15 protein-coding genes and 2 tRNA genes are annotated in these 16,444 nt (G+C 60.4%); 14 read left to right on the forward strand and 3 right to left on the reverse strand.

Translation table 11 applies throughout. The features are described 5' to 3' along the window. The first annotated feature begins 19 nt into the window (after positions 1 to 19). From NLY33_RS01185 to NLY33_RS01200, 4 genes are read left to right on the forward strand one after another with little or no spacing between them, the layout of a single operon-like run. Positions 20 to 1,591: a type I restriction-modification system subunit M gene (locus NLY33_RS01185; protein WP_023707982.1), complete on the forward strand. Its 1,572-nt coding sequence runs from the start codon at positions 20 to 22 to the stop codon at positions 1,589 to 1,591. Next, positions 1,588 to 2,847: a restriction endonuclease subunit S gene (locus NLY33_RS01190; RefSeq protein WP_084565747.1), complete on the forward strand. Its 1,260-nt coding sequence runs from the start codon at positions 1,588 to 1,590 to the stop codon at positions 2,845 to 2,847. The genes NLY33_RS01185 and NLY33_RS01190 overlap by 4 nt, the downstream gene beginning before the upstream one ends. Continuing rightward, complete coding sequence (locus NLY33_RS01195; protein WP_023707984.1) at positions 2,844 to 3,839, forward strand: DUF4268 domain-containing protein; 996 nt, start codon at positions 2,844 to 2,846, stop codon at positions 3,837 to 3,839. Before NLY33_RS01190 ends, NLY33_RS01195 begins: the two co-directional genes overlap by 4 nt. Next, complete coding sequence (locus NLY33_RS01200) at positions 3,836 to 7,057, forward strand: type I restriction endonuclease subunit R (RefSeq protein ID WP_023707985.1); 3,222 nt, start codon at positions 3,836 to 3,838, stop codon at positions 7,055 to 7,057. Before NLY33_RS01195 ends, NLY33_RS01200 begins: the two co-directional genes overlap by 4 nt. A 23-nt stretch (positions 7,058 to 7,080) precedes the next feature. Here the strand turns inward: NLY33_RS01200 and NLY33_RS01205 are convergent, their stop codons facing one another. Together NLY33_RS01205 and NLY33_RS01210 are read right to left on the reverse strand one after the other, a co-directional pair. Further along, positions 7,081 to 8,751, reverse strand: a complete 1,671-nt coding sequence (locus NLY33_RS01205; protein ID WP_023707986.1) for a DUF6538 domain-containing protein — start codon at positions 8,749 to 8,751, stop codon at positions 7,081 to 7,083. Positions 8,752 to 8,830: 79 nt separating this feature from the next. Continuing rightward, positions 8,831 to 8,905: transfer RNA gene (locus tag NLY33_RS01210), tRNA-Thr, on the reverse strand. A 150-nt stretch (positions 8,906 to 9,055) separates the two neighbouring features. On the opposite strand from NLY33_RS01210, the gene NLY33_RS01215 reads away from it, so the two are divergent. The 10 genes from NLY33_RS01215 (at position 9,056) to NLY33_RS01260 (ending at position 15,186) form a co-directional block, all read left to right on the forward strand. Continuing rightward, positions 9,056 to 9,250 carry a hypothetical protein gene (locus NLY33_RS01215; RefSeq protein WP_023669287.1) on the forward strand — a complete coding sequence of 65 codons (195 nt, stop codon included), beginning with the start codon at positions 9,056 to 9,058 and terminating at the stop codon, positions 9,248 to 9,250. A 142-nt stretch (positions 9,251 to 9,392) separates the two neighbouring features. Beyond that, positions 9,393 to 10,685 (forward strand): UDP-N-acetylglucosamine 1-carboxyvinyltransferase, encoded by a 1,293-nt coding sequence (gene murA / locus NLY33_RS01220; protein WP_023669286.1) that lies wholly within the window; start codon positions 9,393 to 9,395, stop codon positions 10,683 to 10,685. A gap of 167 nt (positions 10,686 to 10,852) precedes the next feature. Then, positions 10,853 to 11,287: a DUF2948 family protein gene (locus NLY33_RS01225; protein WP_023681909.1), complete on the forward strand. Its 435-nt coding sequence runs from the start codon at positions 10,853 to 10,855 to the stop codon at positions 11,285 to 11,287. A gap of 134 nt (positions 11,288 to 11,421) precedes the next feature. After that, the gene (gene hisD, locus NLY33_RS01230) at positions 11,422 to 12,714 is read left to right on the forward strand and encodes a histidinol dehydrogenase (protein ID WP_023704525.1); all 1,293 of its coding nucleotides are present in this window, start codon (positions 11,422 to 11,424) and stop codon (positions 12,712 to 12,714) included. A 6-nt stretch (positions 12,715 to 12,720) separates the two neighbouring features. Further along, entirely contained in the window at positions 12,721 to 13,206 is a 486-nt protein-coding gene (locus NLY33_RS01235) for a UPF0262 family protein (RefSeq protein ID WP_023669283.1), read from the forward strand. Next, positions 13,194 to 13,658, forward strand: a complete 465-nt coding sequence (locus NLY33_RS01240) for an arsenate-mycothiol transferase ArsC (RefSeq protein WP_081731224.1) — start codon at positions 13,194 to 13,196, stop codon at positions 13,656 to 13,658. Before NLY33_RS01235 ends, NLY33_RS01240 begins: the two co-directional genes overlap by 13 nt. Before the next feature lie 185 nt (positions 13,659 to 13,843). Next, entirely contained in the window at positions 13,844 to 14,062 is a 219-nt protein-coding gene (gene infA / locus NLY33_RS01245; RefSeq protein WP_006200926.1) for a translation initiation factor IF-1, read from the forward strand. A 19-nt stretch (positions 14,063 to 14,081) separates the two neighbouring features. Next, positions 14,082 to 14,708 (forward strand): Maf-like protein, encoded by a 627-nt coding sequence (locus tag NLY33_RS01250; protein WP_023681911.1) that lies wholly within the window; start codon positions 14,082 to 14,084, stop codon positions 14,706 to 14,708. Further along, positions 14,705 to 14,896, forward strand: coding sequence for a DNA gyrase inhibitor YacG (gene yacG / locus NLY33_RS01255; protein ID WP_023669280.1), 192 nt, complete (start codon positions 14,705 to 14,707; stop codon positions 14,894 to 14,896). Before NLY33_RS01250 ends, yacG begins: the two co-directional genes overlap by 4 nt. A gap of 214 nt (positions 14,897 to 15,110) precedes the next feature. Then, positions 15,111 to 15,186 (forward strand) — tRNA-Phe (locus NLY33_RS01260). Positions 15,187 to 15,312: 126 nt separating this feature from the next. Here NLY33_RS01260 and NLY33_RS01265 read toward each other — a convergent pair. After that, positions 15,313 to 16,398, reverse strand: a complete 1,086-nt coding sequence (locus tag NLY33_RS01265; protein WP_023703406.1) for a DUF3616 domain-containing protein — start codon at positions 16,396 to 16,398, stop codon at positions 15,313 to 15,315. Positions 16,399 to 16,444 lie beyond the last annotated feature (46 nt).

Raw genomic sequence — 16,444 nt, forward strand, 5'->3', positions numbered from 1 at the left:
CATAGGGGGAGTGTATCCGATGGCGATTGATCTGGCCGAGATCGAGAAGCGGCTATGGAGCGTGGCGGACCAGCTTCGCGCCAATTCCGGGCTCAAGCCGTCGGAATATTCCCGACCGGTCCTCGGGCTGCTCTTCCTCCGTTATGCGGAAAGCAGGTTCGCGGCGGTTGAGAAGGAACTGCAGCCGCGCGAAGGCAGCCGCCTCGGGCCGCCCGGACCTGATGCTTATAAGGCCCGCAACGTCATCTATCTGTCGCCGGAGTCGCGCTTCTCGCATCTTCTGCAATTGCCCGATGGGTCGAACCTTGGCCGGGCACTCAATCATGCGATGGAGGATATCGAGAAACACAATCCGGATTTGGCCGATGCCTTGCCGAAGAACTACGGGGCGGTAGGCGATGGCATCTTGCGCGAGTTGATCAAGCTCCTTGCCCCGATCGAGATCGCTGGTGACGCCTTTGGCAAGGTGTACGAATATTTCATGGGCTCGTTCGCTTTGCAGGAAATGCAGAAGGGCGGCGAGTACTACACACCATCGTGCATCGTCCGACTGATCGTCGAGATTATCGAGCCCTATCGCGGGCGCATCCTCGATCCTGCCTGCGGTTCGGGCGGCATGTTCGTGCATTCGGCAGATTTCGTCCGCGCACACCAGAATGCCCCTGAGAAGGAGCTTTCGATCTACGGCATCGAGAAGGTCAGCGAGACATTGCGGCTTGCCAAGATGAATCTCGCCGTCCACGGTCTCGGCGGGACGATCATGGATGCCAATGCCTACTACGACGAGCCGTTCGCCGATCTCGGCGGCGTGGTCGACAAGTTCGATTTCGTCATGGCCAATCCGCCCTTCAACGTCACTGGCGTCGACAAGGAGAGGGAAACGGTCTCCAAACGAGCTGACCGCTTCCCCTTCGGCCTGCCGAGAGCAGACAATGGCAATTATCTCTGGATCGAGCTGTTCTGGACGGCACTGAACGATACCGGCCGAGCCGGCTTCGTTATGGCCAATTCAGCGTCGGATGCTCGCGGCTCGGAGGCAGAAATAAGGCAAAAACTAGTCGAAACTGGAGGCGTCGATGTCATTGTCTCAGTCGGCCCGAATTTTTTCTATACCGTTACGTTGCCTTGCACCCTTTGGTTCCTCAATAAGGCCAAGCGTGAAAGTAAACGTGCGGACGAGGTGCTATTCATCGACGCCAGACATACTTTCCGCCAGATTGACAGAGCACACCGCGATTTCACCGATGCCCAGATAGAGTACCTCGCTAATATCGTTCGGCTGTGGCGCGGCGAGGAGACCGAGGCCAAGTGGAATAGTCATGGATTGCTGGAGGCCAACGGTTTCCAAGGAGCCTATGCCGACGTCCCCGGTCTTTGTAAGGTTGCAAATCGCGCCGAAATCGCAGCGCAGAACTGGAGTCTAAATCCCGGCCGGTACGTAGGATCGATGACGAATGAATTGGACGATGTCGATTTCGTAGAAACATTGGGGGAGCTTCAGGAAGAGCTTGAAGTGCTCACGGTTGAGGCTCGAAGGCTGGAAAATTCAATCGCTAGAAATCTGACAGTTGTATTGGACCGTTCTTCATGAGACTCGGCACTGCAAGTTGGCAAAAGTTGCCGATATCGGCTTGCTGCGAACGCGTGACAAGTGGCGGCACACCGTCCCGCAAATTTCCGAATTTTTATGCCAACGGAACTATTCCGTGGGTTAAGACCGGCGAATTAGCGGATTGGTATGTGCGTGCTAACGACGTCTCTGAATGGATCACAAATGACGCGTTAGAACGGTCTTCGGCCAAGATTTATCCTCCTGGAACTGTATTGATAGCCATGTATGGTGACGGGAGCACGATTGGCACGCTTGGGATCGTGGACCGTCCATTGGCTTCAAATCAGGCTTGTTGCGCTCTTGTTCCTAACAAACGCATTTGCATTCCCGAGTATCTTTTTTATTCGCTCATGCACCGCCGCTCCGAATTGGTGAGCTTGGCCTTAGGAGGCGCTCAGAGAAATTTGAGCGGCACGACGATCAAGCGTTTTGAGATTTGCGTTCCGCCACTAGCGGTACAATCGCGCATTGCGGACGTTCTTTCGTCTTACGACCAGTTGATTGAGAACAATCTTCGGCGCATCGCGATCTTGGAGGAGACAGCGCGCCGTGTATACGAAGAGTGGTTCGTCCGTCTCCGTGCGCCCGCGTGCGAAGGCCTGCCGCTCATCGACAGCCCGCGTGGGCCGTTCCCGCAAGGCTGGAAAATGGTTCAGCTACAAGAACTAGCCAATGACATCCGTGACGGATGTCTTCCGGCCGAGTTGGACACGTCGATTCCATACGTCGGCCTAGAACACATTCCGAGACGTTCCACCACTTTAACAGAATGGGGGGCCGTGGACGGAGTGACAAGCTTGAAGTTGAGATACATGCACGGCGACATTTTGTTCGGCAAAATTCGCCCATATTTCCACAAAGTAGCTGTCGCGCCGAGCCATGGTGTGGCTTCTTCGGACGCAATCATAATTCGAGCAAAAGACAAGTCCCTTAGATCGATAGTACTTGCCGTCGTATCCTCCGACGATTTCGTTGCCCATGCGGTGCAGACATCGAATGGCACCAAGATGCCACGGGCGGATTGGAAGGTACTGAGGCAATATGCTGTCGCCGTTCCAGATGGCGACACCCTTGCGGCATTCGACGGCATTATCTGGCCGAGCGTTGAATTGGCGATGACCCTCGCCAAGCAGAACCGCAACCTTCGCGCACAGCGCGATCTCCTCTTGCCCAAACTGATCTCCGCGGCGATCGATGTGTCGGAAGCAGAGCCGCTTCTGGAGGCGGCGGAATGACATTTCCCAAACTTGGGAGGTTGACGGCGATTTCCGCCAAGGCTGTGTGGCTTCACGAAGCTCAGACCTTCACTCCATGGCTAGCCGAGAACCTCGACTTGCTCGGAGAGGCGCTGCAAATCGGCGAACTAGAATTGAAGGCGACTGAGCTGCCGGCCGGCGAGTTCCGTCTCGACATTCTCGCCGAGGACGAAAGCGGCAATCCTGTGCTGATCGAGAACCAGTTCGGAAATACCGATCACCGGCACCTCGGGCAACTTATCACTTACATTGCCAGCCAGAGAAGCGATGCCACCGCCATATGGATCGCAGAGACGATTCGCGAGGATCATCGCGCCGCAATCGATTGGCTGAACAGTGCGACCAAGGAGGGCTTCAATTTCTTCGCGGTGGAGGTCGAAGCGCTGAAGATTGGTGACAGCGACCCGGCGCCGTTCTTTCGCGTCGTAGCCCAACCCAACAATTGGGCGCGCGCCGTAGACGCCAAGGTGTCCGGCGAGGGCGAACTAGCTGATCGGCACAAGGTTCGTTTGGCTTATTGGGCCTCGTTCGCTGAGTATCTGCGCAAGAACGATCCTTCCTTCGCAATTAATCGACAGAACAAGGACAATTGGATCCAATTTCGCATCGGTCGCGCTGGGTTCGCAATCCTCTGCACGATCAGCACCAGCAAGCGACGGATCGGTGTGGAGCTCTATCTATTCGACGACCCGCTCAAGGTTCGCATCCGCGAGCTGAAGCTCGACCGCGCGGCGATCGAGGCCGCTGTCGGCGAGCCGCTTGAATGGCAGGAATTGCCTAACAAGAAGGCGAGCCGCATTGCGCTCTACATGAACGATGTCGACCCTTCGGAGGCGAGCGGCTATTCCGACCTGCACGCCTGGATGCTCGACAGGATGCAGAGGTTTCGGCAGGCATTCGCCCCCCGAGTGAAATTGCTCGATCTTGGTGCTGATGGCGGTGGGATTGGGGAGCCCGACGAGGACGCATGAGCGACGGGGGCGATCTCATCTTTGAACAGAAGACGCAAAGTTATCGCGGCTTCTCGGAAAATGAGCTTATCGAGCAACCTGCAATCGACCTCTTCAAGGTTCTCGGCTGGCAGGCCGCTAATCTTTATGGCGAGTTTGGCACCCCTGGTACGCCCCGGCAAAGCCCAGAGGGACGTGAATCGCGCCGTGTCGCCTTCCTGCCCAACCGTCTCAGGGCGGCGCTTTCGACGTTGAACCCTGGGCTGCCGCAGTCGGCACTTGATGAAGCCTATGCCTTGCTGACAAGTGAACGCGCGGCACTGGAGCCAGTTCGCGCGAATGCCGATCTGCACGAGATGCTGCGCAACGGCGTGAAGGTGAAGCTTCGCTCGCCAGGCGGATCGCTGCGCGACGAAACAGTCCGCATCATCGACTGGGCGAATGCCAGTGCGAACGACTTCCTACTGGCCAATCAGGTCTGGTTCTCAGGCGATCTCTACACCCGCCGTGCCGATCTCGTCGGTTTCGTCAACGGCATCCCGCTGCTCTTCATCGAACTCAAGGCGCTCTATCATTCGATTGCGGACGCCTACGACGGCAATCTCAAGGACTACCGAACCGCAATACCACAGGTCTTTGTCCCCAACGCCTTCGTCATCCTGTCAAATGGCCATGAAGCCAAGCTCGGAGCGCCGCTCGCGCCGTTCGAGTTCTTTGCCGATTGGAAGAAGATCGACGAGGAGGAGGAGGAGGGCGTCGTCTCCTTGGAGACCTTGATCCGAGGCACTTGTCGCCCCGAACGCTTCCTCGACATTGTCGAGAGCTTCATTGCCTTCCAAGAGGGCGAGAGGGGCCTGATCAAAATCATCGCCAAGAACCATCAATACCTTGGCGTCAACCGCGCGATCGAGGCTGTAGGCAAGCTGAAGGAGAACCAAGGCCGTCTCGGGGTGTTCTGGCACACCCAAGGCTCGGGCAAGAGCTTCTCCATGATGTTCTTCAGCCGCAAGGTGCTGAGGAAACGTCCCGGCGATTGGACCTTCGTCATCGTCACCGATCGCACGGAACTCGATGATCAGATTGCCGATACCTTCTCCTCTTGCGGTGTACTGACCAAGGACCGCCAATTGGTTCAGGCAGGCTCGCGCAAGCATCTCCAGGAACTCCTGACCGGGAACGAACGATACATATTCTCGCTGATTCAGAAGTTCGGCACCGAGCGCGGAGAGGTTTATCCAATGCTGTCGGACCGTTCCGATGTCATCGTCATCACCGACGAGGCACATCGCAGCCAGTACGACGTGCTTGCCGCCAACATGCGGGCGGCGCTACCCAACGCTGCTTTCCTCGGCTTCACCGGAACACCGCTGATCGCAGGCGAAGCGGAACGTACGCGCGAGGTGTTCGGCGACTATGTCTCGGTCTACGACTTCGCCCAGTCGATCGCGGATGGCGCGACGGTGCCCCTCTACTACGAAAGCCGGTTGCCGGAACTGCAACTGAAGAGTGCCGACCTCGACGAGGAGATAGCCAAGGTTCTCGAAGAAGCTGGGCTCGACCCCAAAGCGGAAGAACAATTGGCGAAGCGGTTCGCCAAACAATACCACCTCATCACCAACGATGACCGGCTCGACAAGATCGCAGCCGATTTGGTGCGTCATTTCACTGGGCGCGGTTATCGCGGCAAGGCGATGTTCGTGGCGATCGACAAGGCGACTGCCGTGCGGATGTACGACAAGGTGCAGATGCATTGGACAGCGCATCTGAAGCAGGAGCGGACCCGGATTGCAGCAATCTTCGATGCTGTCGAGCGGAAGGCGCTGGAGGAGCAGTTGACGTGGCTGGAGGCGACCGACATGGCCGTTATCGTCAGCCAGTCGCAGAATGAAATAGAGGTCATCGCAAAGCGCGGAGCCGACATACGACCGCACCGTCAACGGATGGTCAAGGAGGAACTCGACGAGCGCTTCAAGGCGGCGGACGATCCGCTTAGGCTGGTCTTCGTCTGCGCCATGTGGATCACCGGCTTCGACGTGCCTACCTGCTCGACGATCTATCTCGATAAGCCGATGAAGAACCACACGCTGATGCAGACGATCGCGCGGGCGAATCGTGTCGCGCCAGGCAAGCAGGCGGGTCTCATCGTCGACTATGTCGGCGTGTTCCGGGACCTCAAGGAGGCGCTGGCCATCTATGCCAAGCCCCGCCCTGGAGTTGAGACCGATCCGATCAAGGAGAAAGCGCAACTGCTTGCCGAACTGAGGGTGGCGTTGGATAAGGCGCTGGCCTTTGCCGCCGAGCGAGGGGTTGATCCCGATGCGATCATCGCCGCACAGGGCTTCGAGCGCGCTGCAAAGGTTAGGCATGCCGCAGAAGCGTTGCTCGGCACCGACGACGCCAAACGCGAGTTTCTTGGGCTTGTGGGCAAGGCATGGAAGCTCTTTAAGGCAGCTCTGCCAGACCCAGCCGTGCTTCCCTATCGAGGTGCTTTGGTTGTCCTTCAAGTCATAGCCGAGACAATGCGCAGCCTCACAAGGGCCGGTCCGTCGAAGGACCTTGAAGCTGTGCTCGCAGAGATCGAACGGCTCGTCGATCAGGCGATTTCAGGGATCGCGATCCGGGTTCCAATCCTTCAAGGCGCCGATCTGAAGAAGTTGCTCGACCTGTCGGCAATCGATTTCGATAAGCTTGCCGCACTGTTCGCCCAGGGGTCCAAGAAGACCGCCACAGAGGTTTTAAGGGGCACGGCGGAGAAACGGGCAAAAGACCTGGTCGCAAAGAACCCGGCGCGTGTCAGCCTTCTGGAGCGGCTGCAGAAGCTGATCGACGAATACAACACCGGAAGCATGGATATCGAGGAGCTGTTCCAGCAACTGATGGCCTTTGTCGGCGATCTCGACGAGGAAGAGCAGCGCCACATTCGGGAGGGCTTGAGCGAGGAAGAACTCGCGATCTTCGACATCCTGACCAAGCCCGAACCGAAGCTGACAATGACCCAGGAGATGGAAGTCAAGAAGCTGGCGCGGGAACTGCTCGCCAAGCTCAAGAAGGAGAAGCTCGTTCTCGACTGGCGGTCCAAGGAAACAGCAAAGGCAGGCGTACGTCAGACAATCGGCGAGGAGTTCGACGCCTATCTGCCCGAGGTCTACGACCGCAAGCTGTTCGAGGAGAAAGTCCAGCGGACTTATCAGTTCGTGTTCGAGCGGATGGAACCTTCAACTCAACATGCGGCGCTGTAGGGACGGCAACTACACCCTCCGCCTCACAAAGCCTTCCGCTCGGCTCCCGCTTTGCCTATCTGCCGCTCGCGTTGGGCTTGAGCTGGAACGGCTTGGTTTGGTGGTCTCCAAGTCGTCACCTTGACATCGAAGCGCGGCAGCTTCGTGATTTCCCTGATGAGGGCGCTGGGTGGGAAATCGCCGTATCCCTCGCGAGCATCCTCACGACCACTCCCAAGCATGTAGTCACGGTGCTGCTTGTCCATGTCGTGAGCGCGCGAGAGCGTCGTAAAAAGGTGCCGCCAAGCGTGGTTGGGTTTGCCGCCCGGTGCCGCGATACCCAATTCCTCCGTGATCCAATTCCCGACTCGGACGCCCGCCTCCTCCGACCGACGCTTTCCTGTCAGCTTGGTGAGGTCGGTCCTGGGATAGGGGACGTAGAAGGCCGGCCCCTCGCCCACCTCCTTGAACATGTCAAGCAAGCCCAATTCCACAAGGTGCGGATGAACGGCAGTCATCCACGCCCTGCCGCTCTTTGTGGAACCGGCCTCAGGCGTGATGAGCAAATAGGGTATGTCACCATCCGTTCGGACATCCACGCCGCGAAGCTGAGTGATCTCGGTCACTCGTAGGCCGGAATAAGCGCATATCCACGGTACCCAGAAGAGCGCGCGCTTGTGAGGCGCTGAGATGTCTTTGGAACTTCCGTTGAACGTGGCGCTGAGGATGGCCCTGGCTTCATCTATGTTGTAGCCCTTCTTGCCCGGCGCTGGGCCGTCTCTTCGATCTCGAATGTCGTTAGCCACGTTTGCCGGTAAGCTGAACTCCCTGACTGCGTGGGTGAGGACCGCGCTCAACGCCGCAAGGGCCTTGCCATTAATCTTCGATGGCGAAAGCCCCTCGGCTATCAATTCGTCACGCCACTTCCGAACATCCGCGCTCGTCACGTCCTGAGCATTCCGGTGCCCGCTGCTCTTGACGAATTTGGCGAGGTCTCGCGCGTAGTCCCTCTTGGTCTTCTCATTGAGGCTCTGTGTCGCGAACTTATGGTCCAGGAGCGCGAACAGGTCCAAATCCTCCACCGTCCGTGGTGCTGGCTTGGCCTCGCCGCGCTCGTTCTCCCAGTCGGGGAACCGCTTCCGTGCTTCATCCGGCGAATAGTCGCCTGCGGCCTTCCTGAGATTGGTCTCGGCCGCAAGCTGGATTGCCTTGTAGGCTGCATGGACGACGCGAGTCCGGCTCAAGGGATTGGTGTTGACGCCCTCCTCAAGGAACAGTTCATCAACCGTCGGTCCGAACCAGCGGTCAAGTTCGCCGCCCTCTTCCTTGCCTTTGTTCAGCCGCAGGACTTCTTTCCAGATGCCTTGCTCCCCGGGCTCCCTGTCCATCATGTCGACCAGGCGGGCGTAGAGGACGCCGGCAAGGGCTTGGACCTGCTTGTTGGAGAGTGGCTGAGGGCCTTCCCTGAACCGCTGCCAGTACTCATGTAGCGCAGCATCGGCTTCGCGGTGACGCCTTTTGGCTTCTGCGGGGTCTTTCGTATCGAGGCTAACCTTGACGGTTGCCCCCGCCTTTACCGTCCTAAAGATGCCACCAACGGGAATTGCCACCTTTCCGTCCAGTGGAATATCCCTCAAATCGGACGGCGCGCGTTGTCGAAGGTAATAGACGCCAGTCTTCGGATGTGGCTTAGGTGCAGGCATTCTCAAGCTCATGTGTACCACTCCTGTGTACCAGACAGGCGGCAGAAAGACCAATAAAGTCAGATAGTTGTTTCCAAACAATGGTTTGGGATGGTGCTGCGAGAGAGGATTGAACTCTCGACCTCTCCCTTACCAAGGGAGTGCTCTACCACTGAGCTACCGCAGCCGCTGATGGCGGGGCTTCTGCCATATAGAACCGGCAAGCGCAAGGCGTCTGTGAAAGGCTTTGCCAGACAAGTTTCGCTGACATGGCGGCGCCACAATGCTAGCTATCCCTTGAACGGCAGGCCCTGCCAGTTGCGGGCGGGACGGAACGATGGACGAGAAGACAATTCCACCGAAAAAGGCTGATCCGGAAAAAAAGGACGGGACTGACCGCAAGGACCGTCTGGCCGAGCAGCTGCGCGCCAATCTCATGAAGCGCAAGACGCAAGCGCGCTCGCGGCGCACCGGTGATCCTGACCAGCGGCCCGAAGGACTGCCGGCTGCTGAAAAAATGCACAAGGACTGACCGATATCAGCCACACTGGCCGGTCACCTTGGCCAAAGGGGCTCAGAAATCCTATTTCTTGAACCAAGCCGGCCAATGGTCTAGACGGGCCGATACTCAAACTGACGAAAACCGGCCTATCGGGCCGAGGGGACATTCTCTCATGGATCGCATCAGAATTGTCGGCGGCAACAAGCTCGCCGGAAGCATTCCGATTTCGGGCGCGAAAAACGCCGCTTTGCCGCTGATGATCGCCTCGCTGCTCACCGACGACACGCTGACGCTGGAAAACGTGCCGCATCTGGCCGATGTAGAGCAGCTGATCCGCATTCTCGGCAATCACGGCGTCGACTATTCGGTCAACGGCCGCCGCGAGAAGCAGAATGAGGGCTATTCGCGCACCATCAATTTCTCGGCCCGCAACATCGTCGACACGACCGCGCCTTACGAGCTGGTGTCGAAGATGCGGGCATCGTTCTGGGTGATCGGCCCGCTGCTGGCCCGCATGGGCGAGGCGAAAGTGTCGCTTCCCGGCGGTTGCGCCATCGGCACGCGGCCGGTCGACCTGTTCCTCGAGGGCTTGCAGGCGCTGGGCGCCGACATCGATGTCGACACCGGCTATGTGCTGGCCAAGACCAGGAACGGCCGCCTCGTCGGCAATCGCTATGTCTTCCCGAAAGTCTCCGTCGGCGCCACCCATGTGCTGATGATGGCGGCGGCGCTGGCCAAGGGCGAGACGGTGCTGGAAAACGCCGCCTGCGAGCCCGAAATCGTCAACCTCGCCGAATGCCTCAACGCCATGGGCGCCAGGATTTCCGGCGCCGGCACGCCTGTTATCACCATCGATGGCGTCGAGTCGCTGTCGGGCGCGCGCGTGCGCGTCATCCCCGACCGCATCGAGACCGGCACCTATGCCATGGCGGTGGCCATGACCGGCGGTGATGTCGTGCTCGAAGGCGCCCGCCCCGAGCTGCTGCAGACCGCGTTGGATGTGATTGCCCAGACCGGTACCGAGATCACGCCGACCAATTCCGGCATTCGCGTCCGGCGCAACGGCGCCGGCATTTCGCCGGTCGACGTCATGACGGCGCCCTTTCCGGCCTTCCCGACCGATCTGCAGGCGCAGTTCATGGGCCTGATGACCATGGCCAAGGGCAAGTCGCGCATCACCGAGACCATCTTCGAAAACCGCTTCATGCATGTGCAGGAACTGGCCCGGCTCGGCGCCCACATCACGCTGTCCGGCCAAACGGCGATCGTCGACGGCGTCGCCAAGCTGAAGGGCGCACCCGTGATGGCGACCGATCTGCGCGCCTCGGTGTCGCTGGTCATCGCCGGTCTGGCGGCCGAAGGCGAAACGACGGTCAACCGCGTCTACCACCTCGACCGTGGTTTTGAGCGGCTGGAAGAAAAGCTCTCCAATTGCGGCGCGGTGATCGAGCGGATTTCAGCTTAACCGCACGGCAGTTGCTTCAGACAGACAGGCGTCTGGTGCTGCCTTCATTCACCGCCAACACTTCAAACCCGAGGCGCTAGCCTCGGGTTGAATTTGTGTCGCGGTTGCACGGACCGGAAAGACCGCCTAACAGAAGGCTGAAACCAACTTTCAGGTGTGCATTCGGCATGGCAGCCCTCAAACTCATTGCGCTCGACGATCAGGATCTGAGCATCGTCTCGGCTCACGTCCAGGACGCCGTAATGAAGGTCTCCGACCTCGAATACCTGCCTTCGGCCAAGCGTTTCATATTGACCATGAACCGCTTCGTCTGGGAGGCGAAATCCGGACTGTTCAGCAAGCACAATGAGCGGCGCCAGGCGGTGTTGCATTTCGACCGCGTGCTCGGCGCCAAGACCAGCGGCATTGCCCGCGATCGGCCGGCCGAGGTGCTGTCGCTTCTGGCAATCAGCTTTATCGAAATCAGCAAGCCGGCCGGCATCGTCGAGTTGGTCTTTTCCGGCGGCGGCGCGATCATGCTCGACGTCGAATGCATCGAGGCACGGCTTGCCGACATAGGCGGCGCCTGGGAAGCCACTTCGCGTCCGGTGCATAGGGTCTAGAGCATGATCCCAAAAAGTGGGTGCCGGTTTTTGTTGGACAAAACGGGAATCGTTTGTCCAGAGATCATGCTCCAACAAAGGGCTAGATCATGATGAGATTTCAACCAAATCTCACCATGATCTAGACGCAGCCGATGGCCATTACGCTTATCCAGTCCGATGCCGGTTTCGCGCAGCGTTTCGCCGCCTTCCTGACCACCAAGCGGGAGGTATCGGAGGACGTCGACACTGCCGTGCGCGCCATCATTGCGCGGGTTCGTGCCGAGGGCGACGCTGCCCTGGTCGACTACACGCTGAAATTCGACAAGGCCGACCTCAATAGCCTCGGCATCGCCGTGTCGAAGGACGACATCGCGCAGGCCTACAAAGACGCCGATCCGCAGACGGTCGAGGCGCTGAAATTTGCCCGTGACCGCATCCGATCCCATCACGAGCGACAAATGCCCAAGGACGATCGCTATACCGATGCCGCCGGGGTCGAGTTGGGTTCGCGCTGGACGGCGATCGAGGCGGTCGGGCTCTATGTGCCGGGCGGCACGGCAAGCTATCCAAGCTCGGTGCTGATGAACGCCGTGCCGGCCAGGGTGGCGGGCGTCGAGCGCATCGTCATCGTCGTGCCGGCGCCGGGCGGCATCATCAATCCGCTGGTGCTGGTGGCCGCCGATATATCAGGCGTTTCAGAGATTTACCGCGTCGGCGGCGCGCAGGCGATTGCCGCCCTTGCCTATGGCACCGAAACGATCCGGCCGGTCGCCAAGATCGTCGGGCCCGGCAATGCCTATGTCGCCGCCGCCAAGCGCCAGGTTTTCGGCACGGTCGGCATCGACATGATCGCCGGACCGTCTGAAGTGCTGGTGGTGGCCGACGGCAGCAACGATCCCGACTGGATCGCCGCTGATCTTCTGGCGCAGGCCGAGCATGACGTGTCGGCGCAGTCGATCCTGATCACCGACGATCCGGCCTTCGGCAAGGCCGTCGAACAGGCGGTCGAGCGGCAGCTGCAGAGCCTGTCGCGCGCCGAGACGGCGGCTGCCAGCTGGCGCGATTTCGGTGCGGTGATCCTGGTGGAGACCATCGAGGCCGCGCTGCCGCTGGTCGACCGCATCGCCGCGGAACATGTCGAGCTTGCTATCGACGATGCCGAAGGCTTCCTGGCCAGGATGCGCAATGCGGGTGCTGTGTTTCTGGGACGCCATACGCCCGAAGTCATCGGCGACTATGTCGGCGGCTCCAACCACGTGCTGCCGACGGCGCGTTCGGCGCGCTTCTCTTCGGGCCTGTCGGTGCTCGATTTCGTCAAGCGCACCTCGATCCTGAAGCTCGGGCCGGAGCAGCTGAGAGCACTTGCGCCGGCGGCGATTGCGCTGGCCAAGGCGGAAGGCCTCGACGCGCATGGCCGCTCCGTCGCCATCCGGCTGAACATGTAGGCGGCGATGGCGGACGGCGATCAAACCCGCGCAAGGCTGATCGATGTCGAGCTCGACGAGTCGATCGGCCGTTCGACGCCCGATGTCGAACATGAGCGCGCGGTGGCGATCTTCGACCTGATCGAAGAAAACAGCTTTCAGCCGGTCAATGATGACGGCGCCGGGCCTTATCGGCTGAAGCTCTCGCTGGCCGAATCCCGGCTGGTGTTTGCGGTCGCCCGCGAGGATGGTGCTGATGTCGTCACCCATATCCTGTCGCTGACGCCGCTCAGGCGCATCGTCAAGGACTACTACCTGATCTGCGAAAGCTATTACGACGCCATCCGCTCCTCGACGCCAAGCCATATCGAGGCGATCGACATGGGCCGGCGCGGCCTGCACAATGAAGGCTCGCAGACGTTGATGGACCGGCTGGCCGGCAAGATCGACATCGACTTCGACACGGCGCGGCGGCTGTTCACGCTGGTCTGCGTGCTGCACTGGCGGGGTTAGACCTGACTGCGGCGCCCCGCTCGATCCTGTTTTTGTGCGGCATGAACGCCGTGCGCTCACCGATGGCCGAGCAGCTGGCGCGGCGCATGCTGCCGCCGGCCACTTTCGTCGCCTCTGCCGGCGTGCACAGGGGCGAGCGCGATCCGTTCGTCGACGCGGTGCTGGCCGAAGAGGGCCTGACGCTGGGCGAGCGCCAGCCGCGCTCGATGGACGATCTCGAGGACGATTATTTCGACCTGATCGTCACCCTGGCGCCCGAAGCCCACCACGCCGCGCTCGAGCTCACCCGCTCGCTTGCCGTCGACGTCGAATACTGGCCGATGCCGGATCCGACCGATGTCGGCGGCAGGCGCGAGCAGATCATGGCCAGCTATCGCGACGTGAGAGAACGGCTGAAAGCGCGCATCAGCCGACGTTTTCTGCTTCCGGAGGTAAAAAACGCGGCGGATTGATGCATGTCGCTCAAAAGCGGTCCCGGTTTTGAGACAACGACATGCATAAAACGAAAGCTTGGAGCGCGTCGCTTATGACGCGATCTAAGCGTGTTCACAAGCGCACGATTATCATATAGGTTCCGCCGAAATTCCGGCCTGGGCGCTCCAGGGCGCCGGAACTGCAATCCAAGCAAAGGTATCGAATGCCGAAGGAAGAAGTCCTCGAGTTTCCGGGTGTCGTGACGGAATTGTTGCCCAACGCGATGTTCCGGGTGAAGCTCGAAAACGAACACGAGATCATCGCCCATACGGCCGGCCGCATGCGCAAGAACCGCATCCGTGTGCTGACCGGCGACAAGGTCCTGGTCGAGATGACGCCCTATGACCTGACCAAGGGCCGCATCACCTACCGTTTCAAGTAACAGTCCGGCGCGAACCGCGATGAGCATCCTGCAGAAGCTCGTGCTTGCCTCTGGTTCGCCGCGCCGGATCGAACTGTTGCAACAGGCCGGCATCGAGCCGGACCGCGTGCTGCCAGCCGATGTCGACGAAACGCCGCTGCGCGCCGAACATCCGCGCTCGCTGGCCAAGCGGCTGTCGAAGGAAAAGGCCGAGAAGGCGCTGGCCTCGCTGAAAAGCGAGGAAGACTATGCGCCAAGTTTCGTGCTGGCCGCCGATACGGTGGTCGCGGTCGGACGCCGCATCCTGCCCAAGGCCGAGACGCTGGACGACGCCGCCAATTGCCTTGGACTGCTTTCGGGCCGTTCGCACCGGGTCTATTCCGGCATCTGCCTGATTACGCCGGGCGGCAAGCTGCGCCAAAGGCTGGTTGAATCCAGGGTACGCTTCAAGCGGCTTCCACGCGAGGAGATCGACGCCTATGTCGCCTCCGGCGAATGGCGCGGCAAGGCCGGCGGCTATGCCGTCCAGGGTCTCGCCGGTTCGTTCGTCGTCAAGCTGGTCGGCTCCTATACCAACATTGTCGGCCTGCCGCTCTACGAGACGGTGGCGCTGCTTTCGGGCGAAGGCTTCAAGGTCCACACCAGTTGGCATACCGCGCGGCCATGAGCCTGGACGATAAGGTCACACCACTGCGCCCGAAGCGCCCCTGCCCCGAATGCGGCAAGCCGTCGGCGCGCGAGACCTATCCGTTCTGCTCGAAGCGCTGCAAGGACATCGACCTCAACCGCTGGCTGAAGGGCGCCTATGTCATCACCGCGCGGGATGACGAGGACGAGAGCGACGAGCCGAAGTAGGGTTTGGGCGGTGCCGGCCGCGCAATTCCACTTCGACGACCTTACGCAATTGCTGCTTTGCCGGCGTCGGTATTGTCTGCGACAATTGCCCCGGAAAATCAGCGCTTAGGCGCTGGACAGGCCGGATTCCCGTGCTATAACCCACGCGCTTTCAAGGGGTGCCCCACGGCGCTTTCCTGAAATCCGGTCAGGCGATGTCTCGTTTGCCGGCGAGGCCCAGATAGCTCAGTTGGTAGAGCAGCGGACTGAAAATCCGCGTGTCGGTGGTTCGAATCCGCCTCTGGGCACCATCACCCTAGGGTCCATTCCGGACACATAGCTGAGCAATGCCTCCGCGCTGCACATCGCGGTGTCAGCGCCGCCAGTGAGTTGAACTCCGCCTGCAGCCATCCGAACGCCGCGCCGATTAGCGCCGGTTATTTCAGTCCGAACTCGACCGGCGTCGGCTGACCGCCGGCCGGCCCATCGAACAGCAGAAGCGCGCGCAGCCTGCCATCGGCCTCGCCGAGCGGCAGCAGCGCTTCCGGCTTGATCTCGGCGCCATAGCCTTCGAGATCGAGAAGCTTATCGGCCTGATCGCCATCGGAGAACACTGAGTAGTCGCCGAGCTTGATGGGCTGGCCTTCGGGCGGGTCGTTGACGGGACCGGCGAGCACGAGCAGCTTTCCCTGATAGGCGAGAAGATCGCGCACGCCGCGCGCATGTCCCTCGCCGTCGACTCCGAGTTCCAGCTTCAGCAGGGTCGCGCCGCCCGCCCCGTGATCGAACAGCATGCCGAGCGGCACCGACAGGATGACGGCCCGGTTGCCCTCCAGAACCGGCCCGCGCAGCCCCGCCAAAAGGGCGCCGTCGCGCACCGCCACGCCCTCTATGGTGAGGCCGTTTTCCTCAAGCGGGCTTTCGGCGAAGGGCGCGAGCTCGGGCTGGGCGCGCACGATTGCCGGCAGTTCCGTCGATCGCCTCTTTTCCGGCTCGGCCATGAGCTTGCCGGTCGTCATATCGATCGAACCGGGCGCAAAGCGAATGCGGAAAATCTCACTGCTCGCCATGACCCTCGCCTCGACCTTGGCGGCGGCGTCGACGCCGGATTCATGGCGCGGCCGGCCATGCGAACCTATGACATAGAAGGCTCCGCCGGCGAAGGCCACGCCCTCGGCGTCCAGTTCGAGAGGCTTGCCGACGAAACTGTCGTCGATCAGCCGCACGAAATCCCCGGCGATCAGCTTACCGTCCTGCAGGATGATGATCTGTGCCCCTTGCGTCTCGTCATCGGCAATGAGGCAAAGCCGCGGGAAGCCACTTTCCGTCGCGCAGGCAATGCCGCTCACATCCTTGGAATTCTTGCTCTCCGATCCCTCGAGATTCTTCGGCTTGCCTGTCAGCTTGCCCTGGATCGTCCAAGGTTGCGGAGCCTGCGCAAGCGCCGCTCCGCTCCAGCCAACCGCCAGGCACGCAGCCACAAGCGAGGCGCTCAGTTTGCGAGAGTCAATCGACCACGTCATGGCGCTCAATCCATCCGCCGGCCCGTCAAGAACATGCCAAACGCGC

This window comes from Mesorhizobium sp. C432A (assembly GCF_030323145.1).
GTDB lineage: Bacteria > Pseudomonadota > Alphaproteobacteria > Rhizobiales > Rhizobiaceae > Mesorhizobium.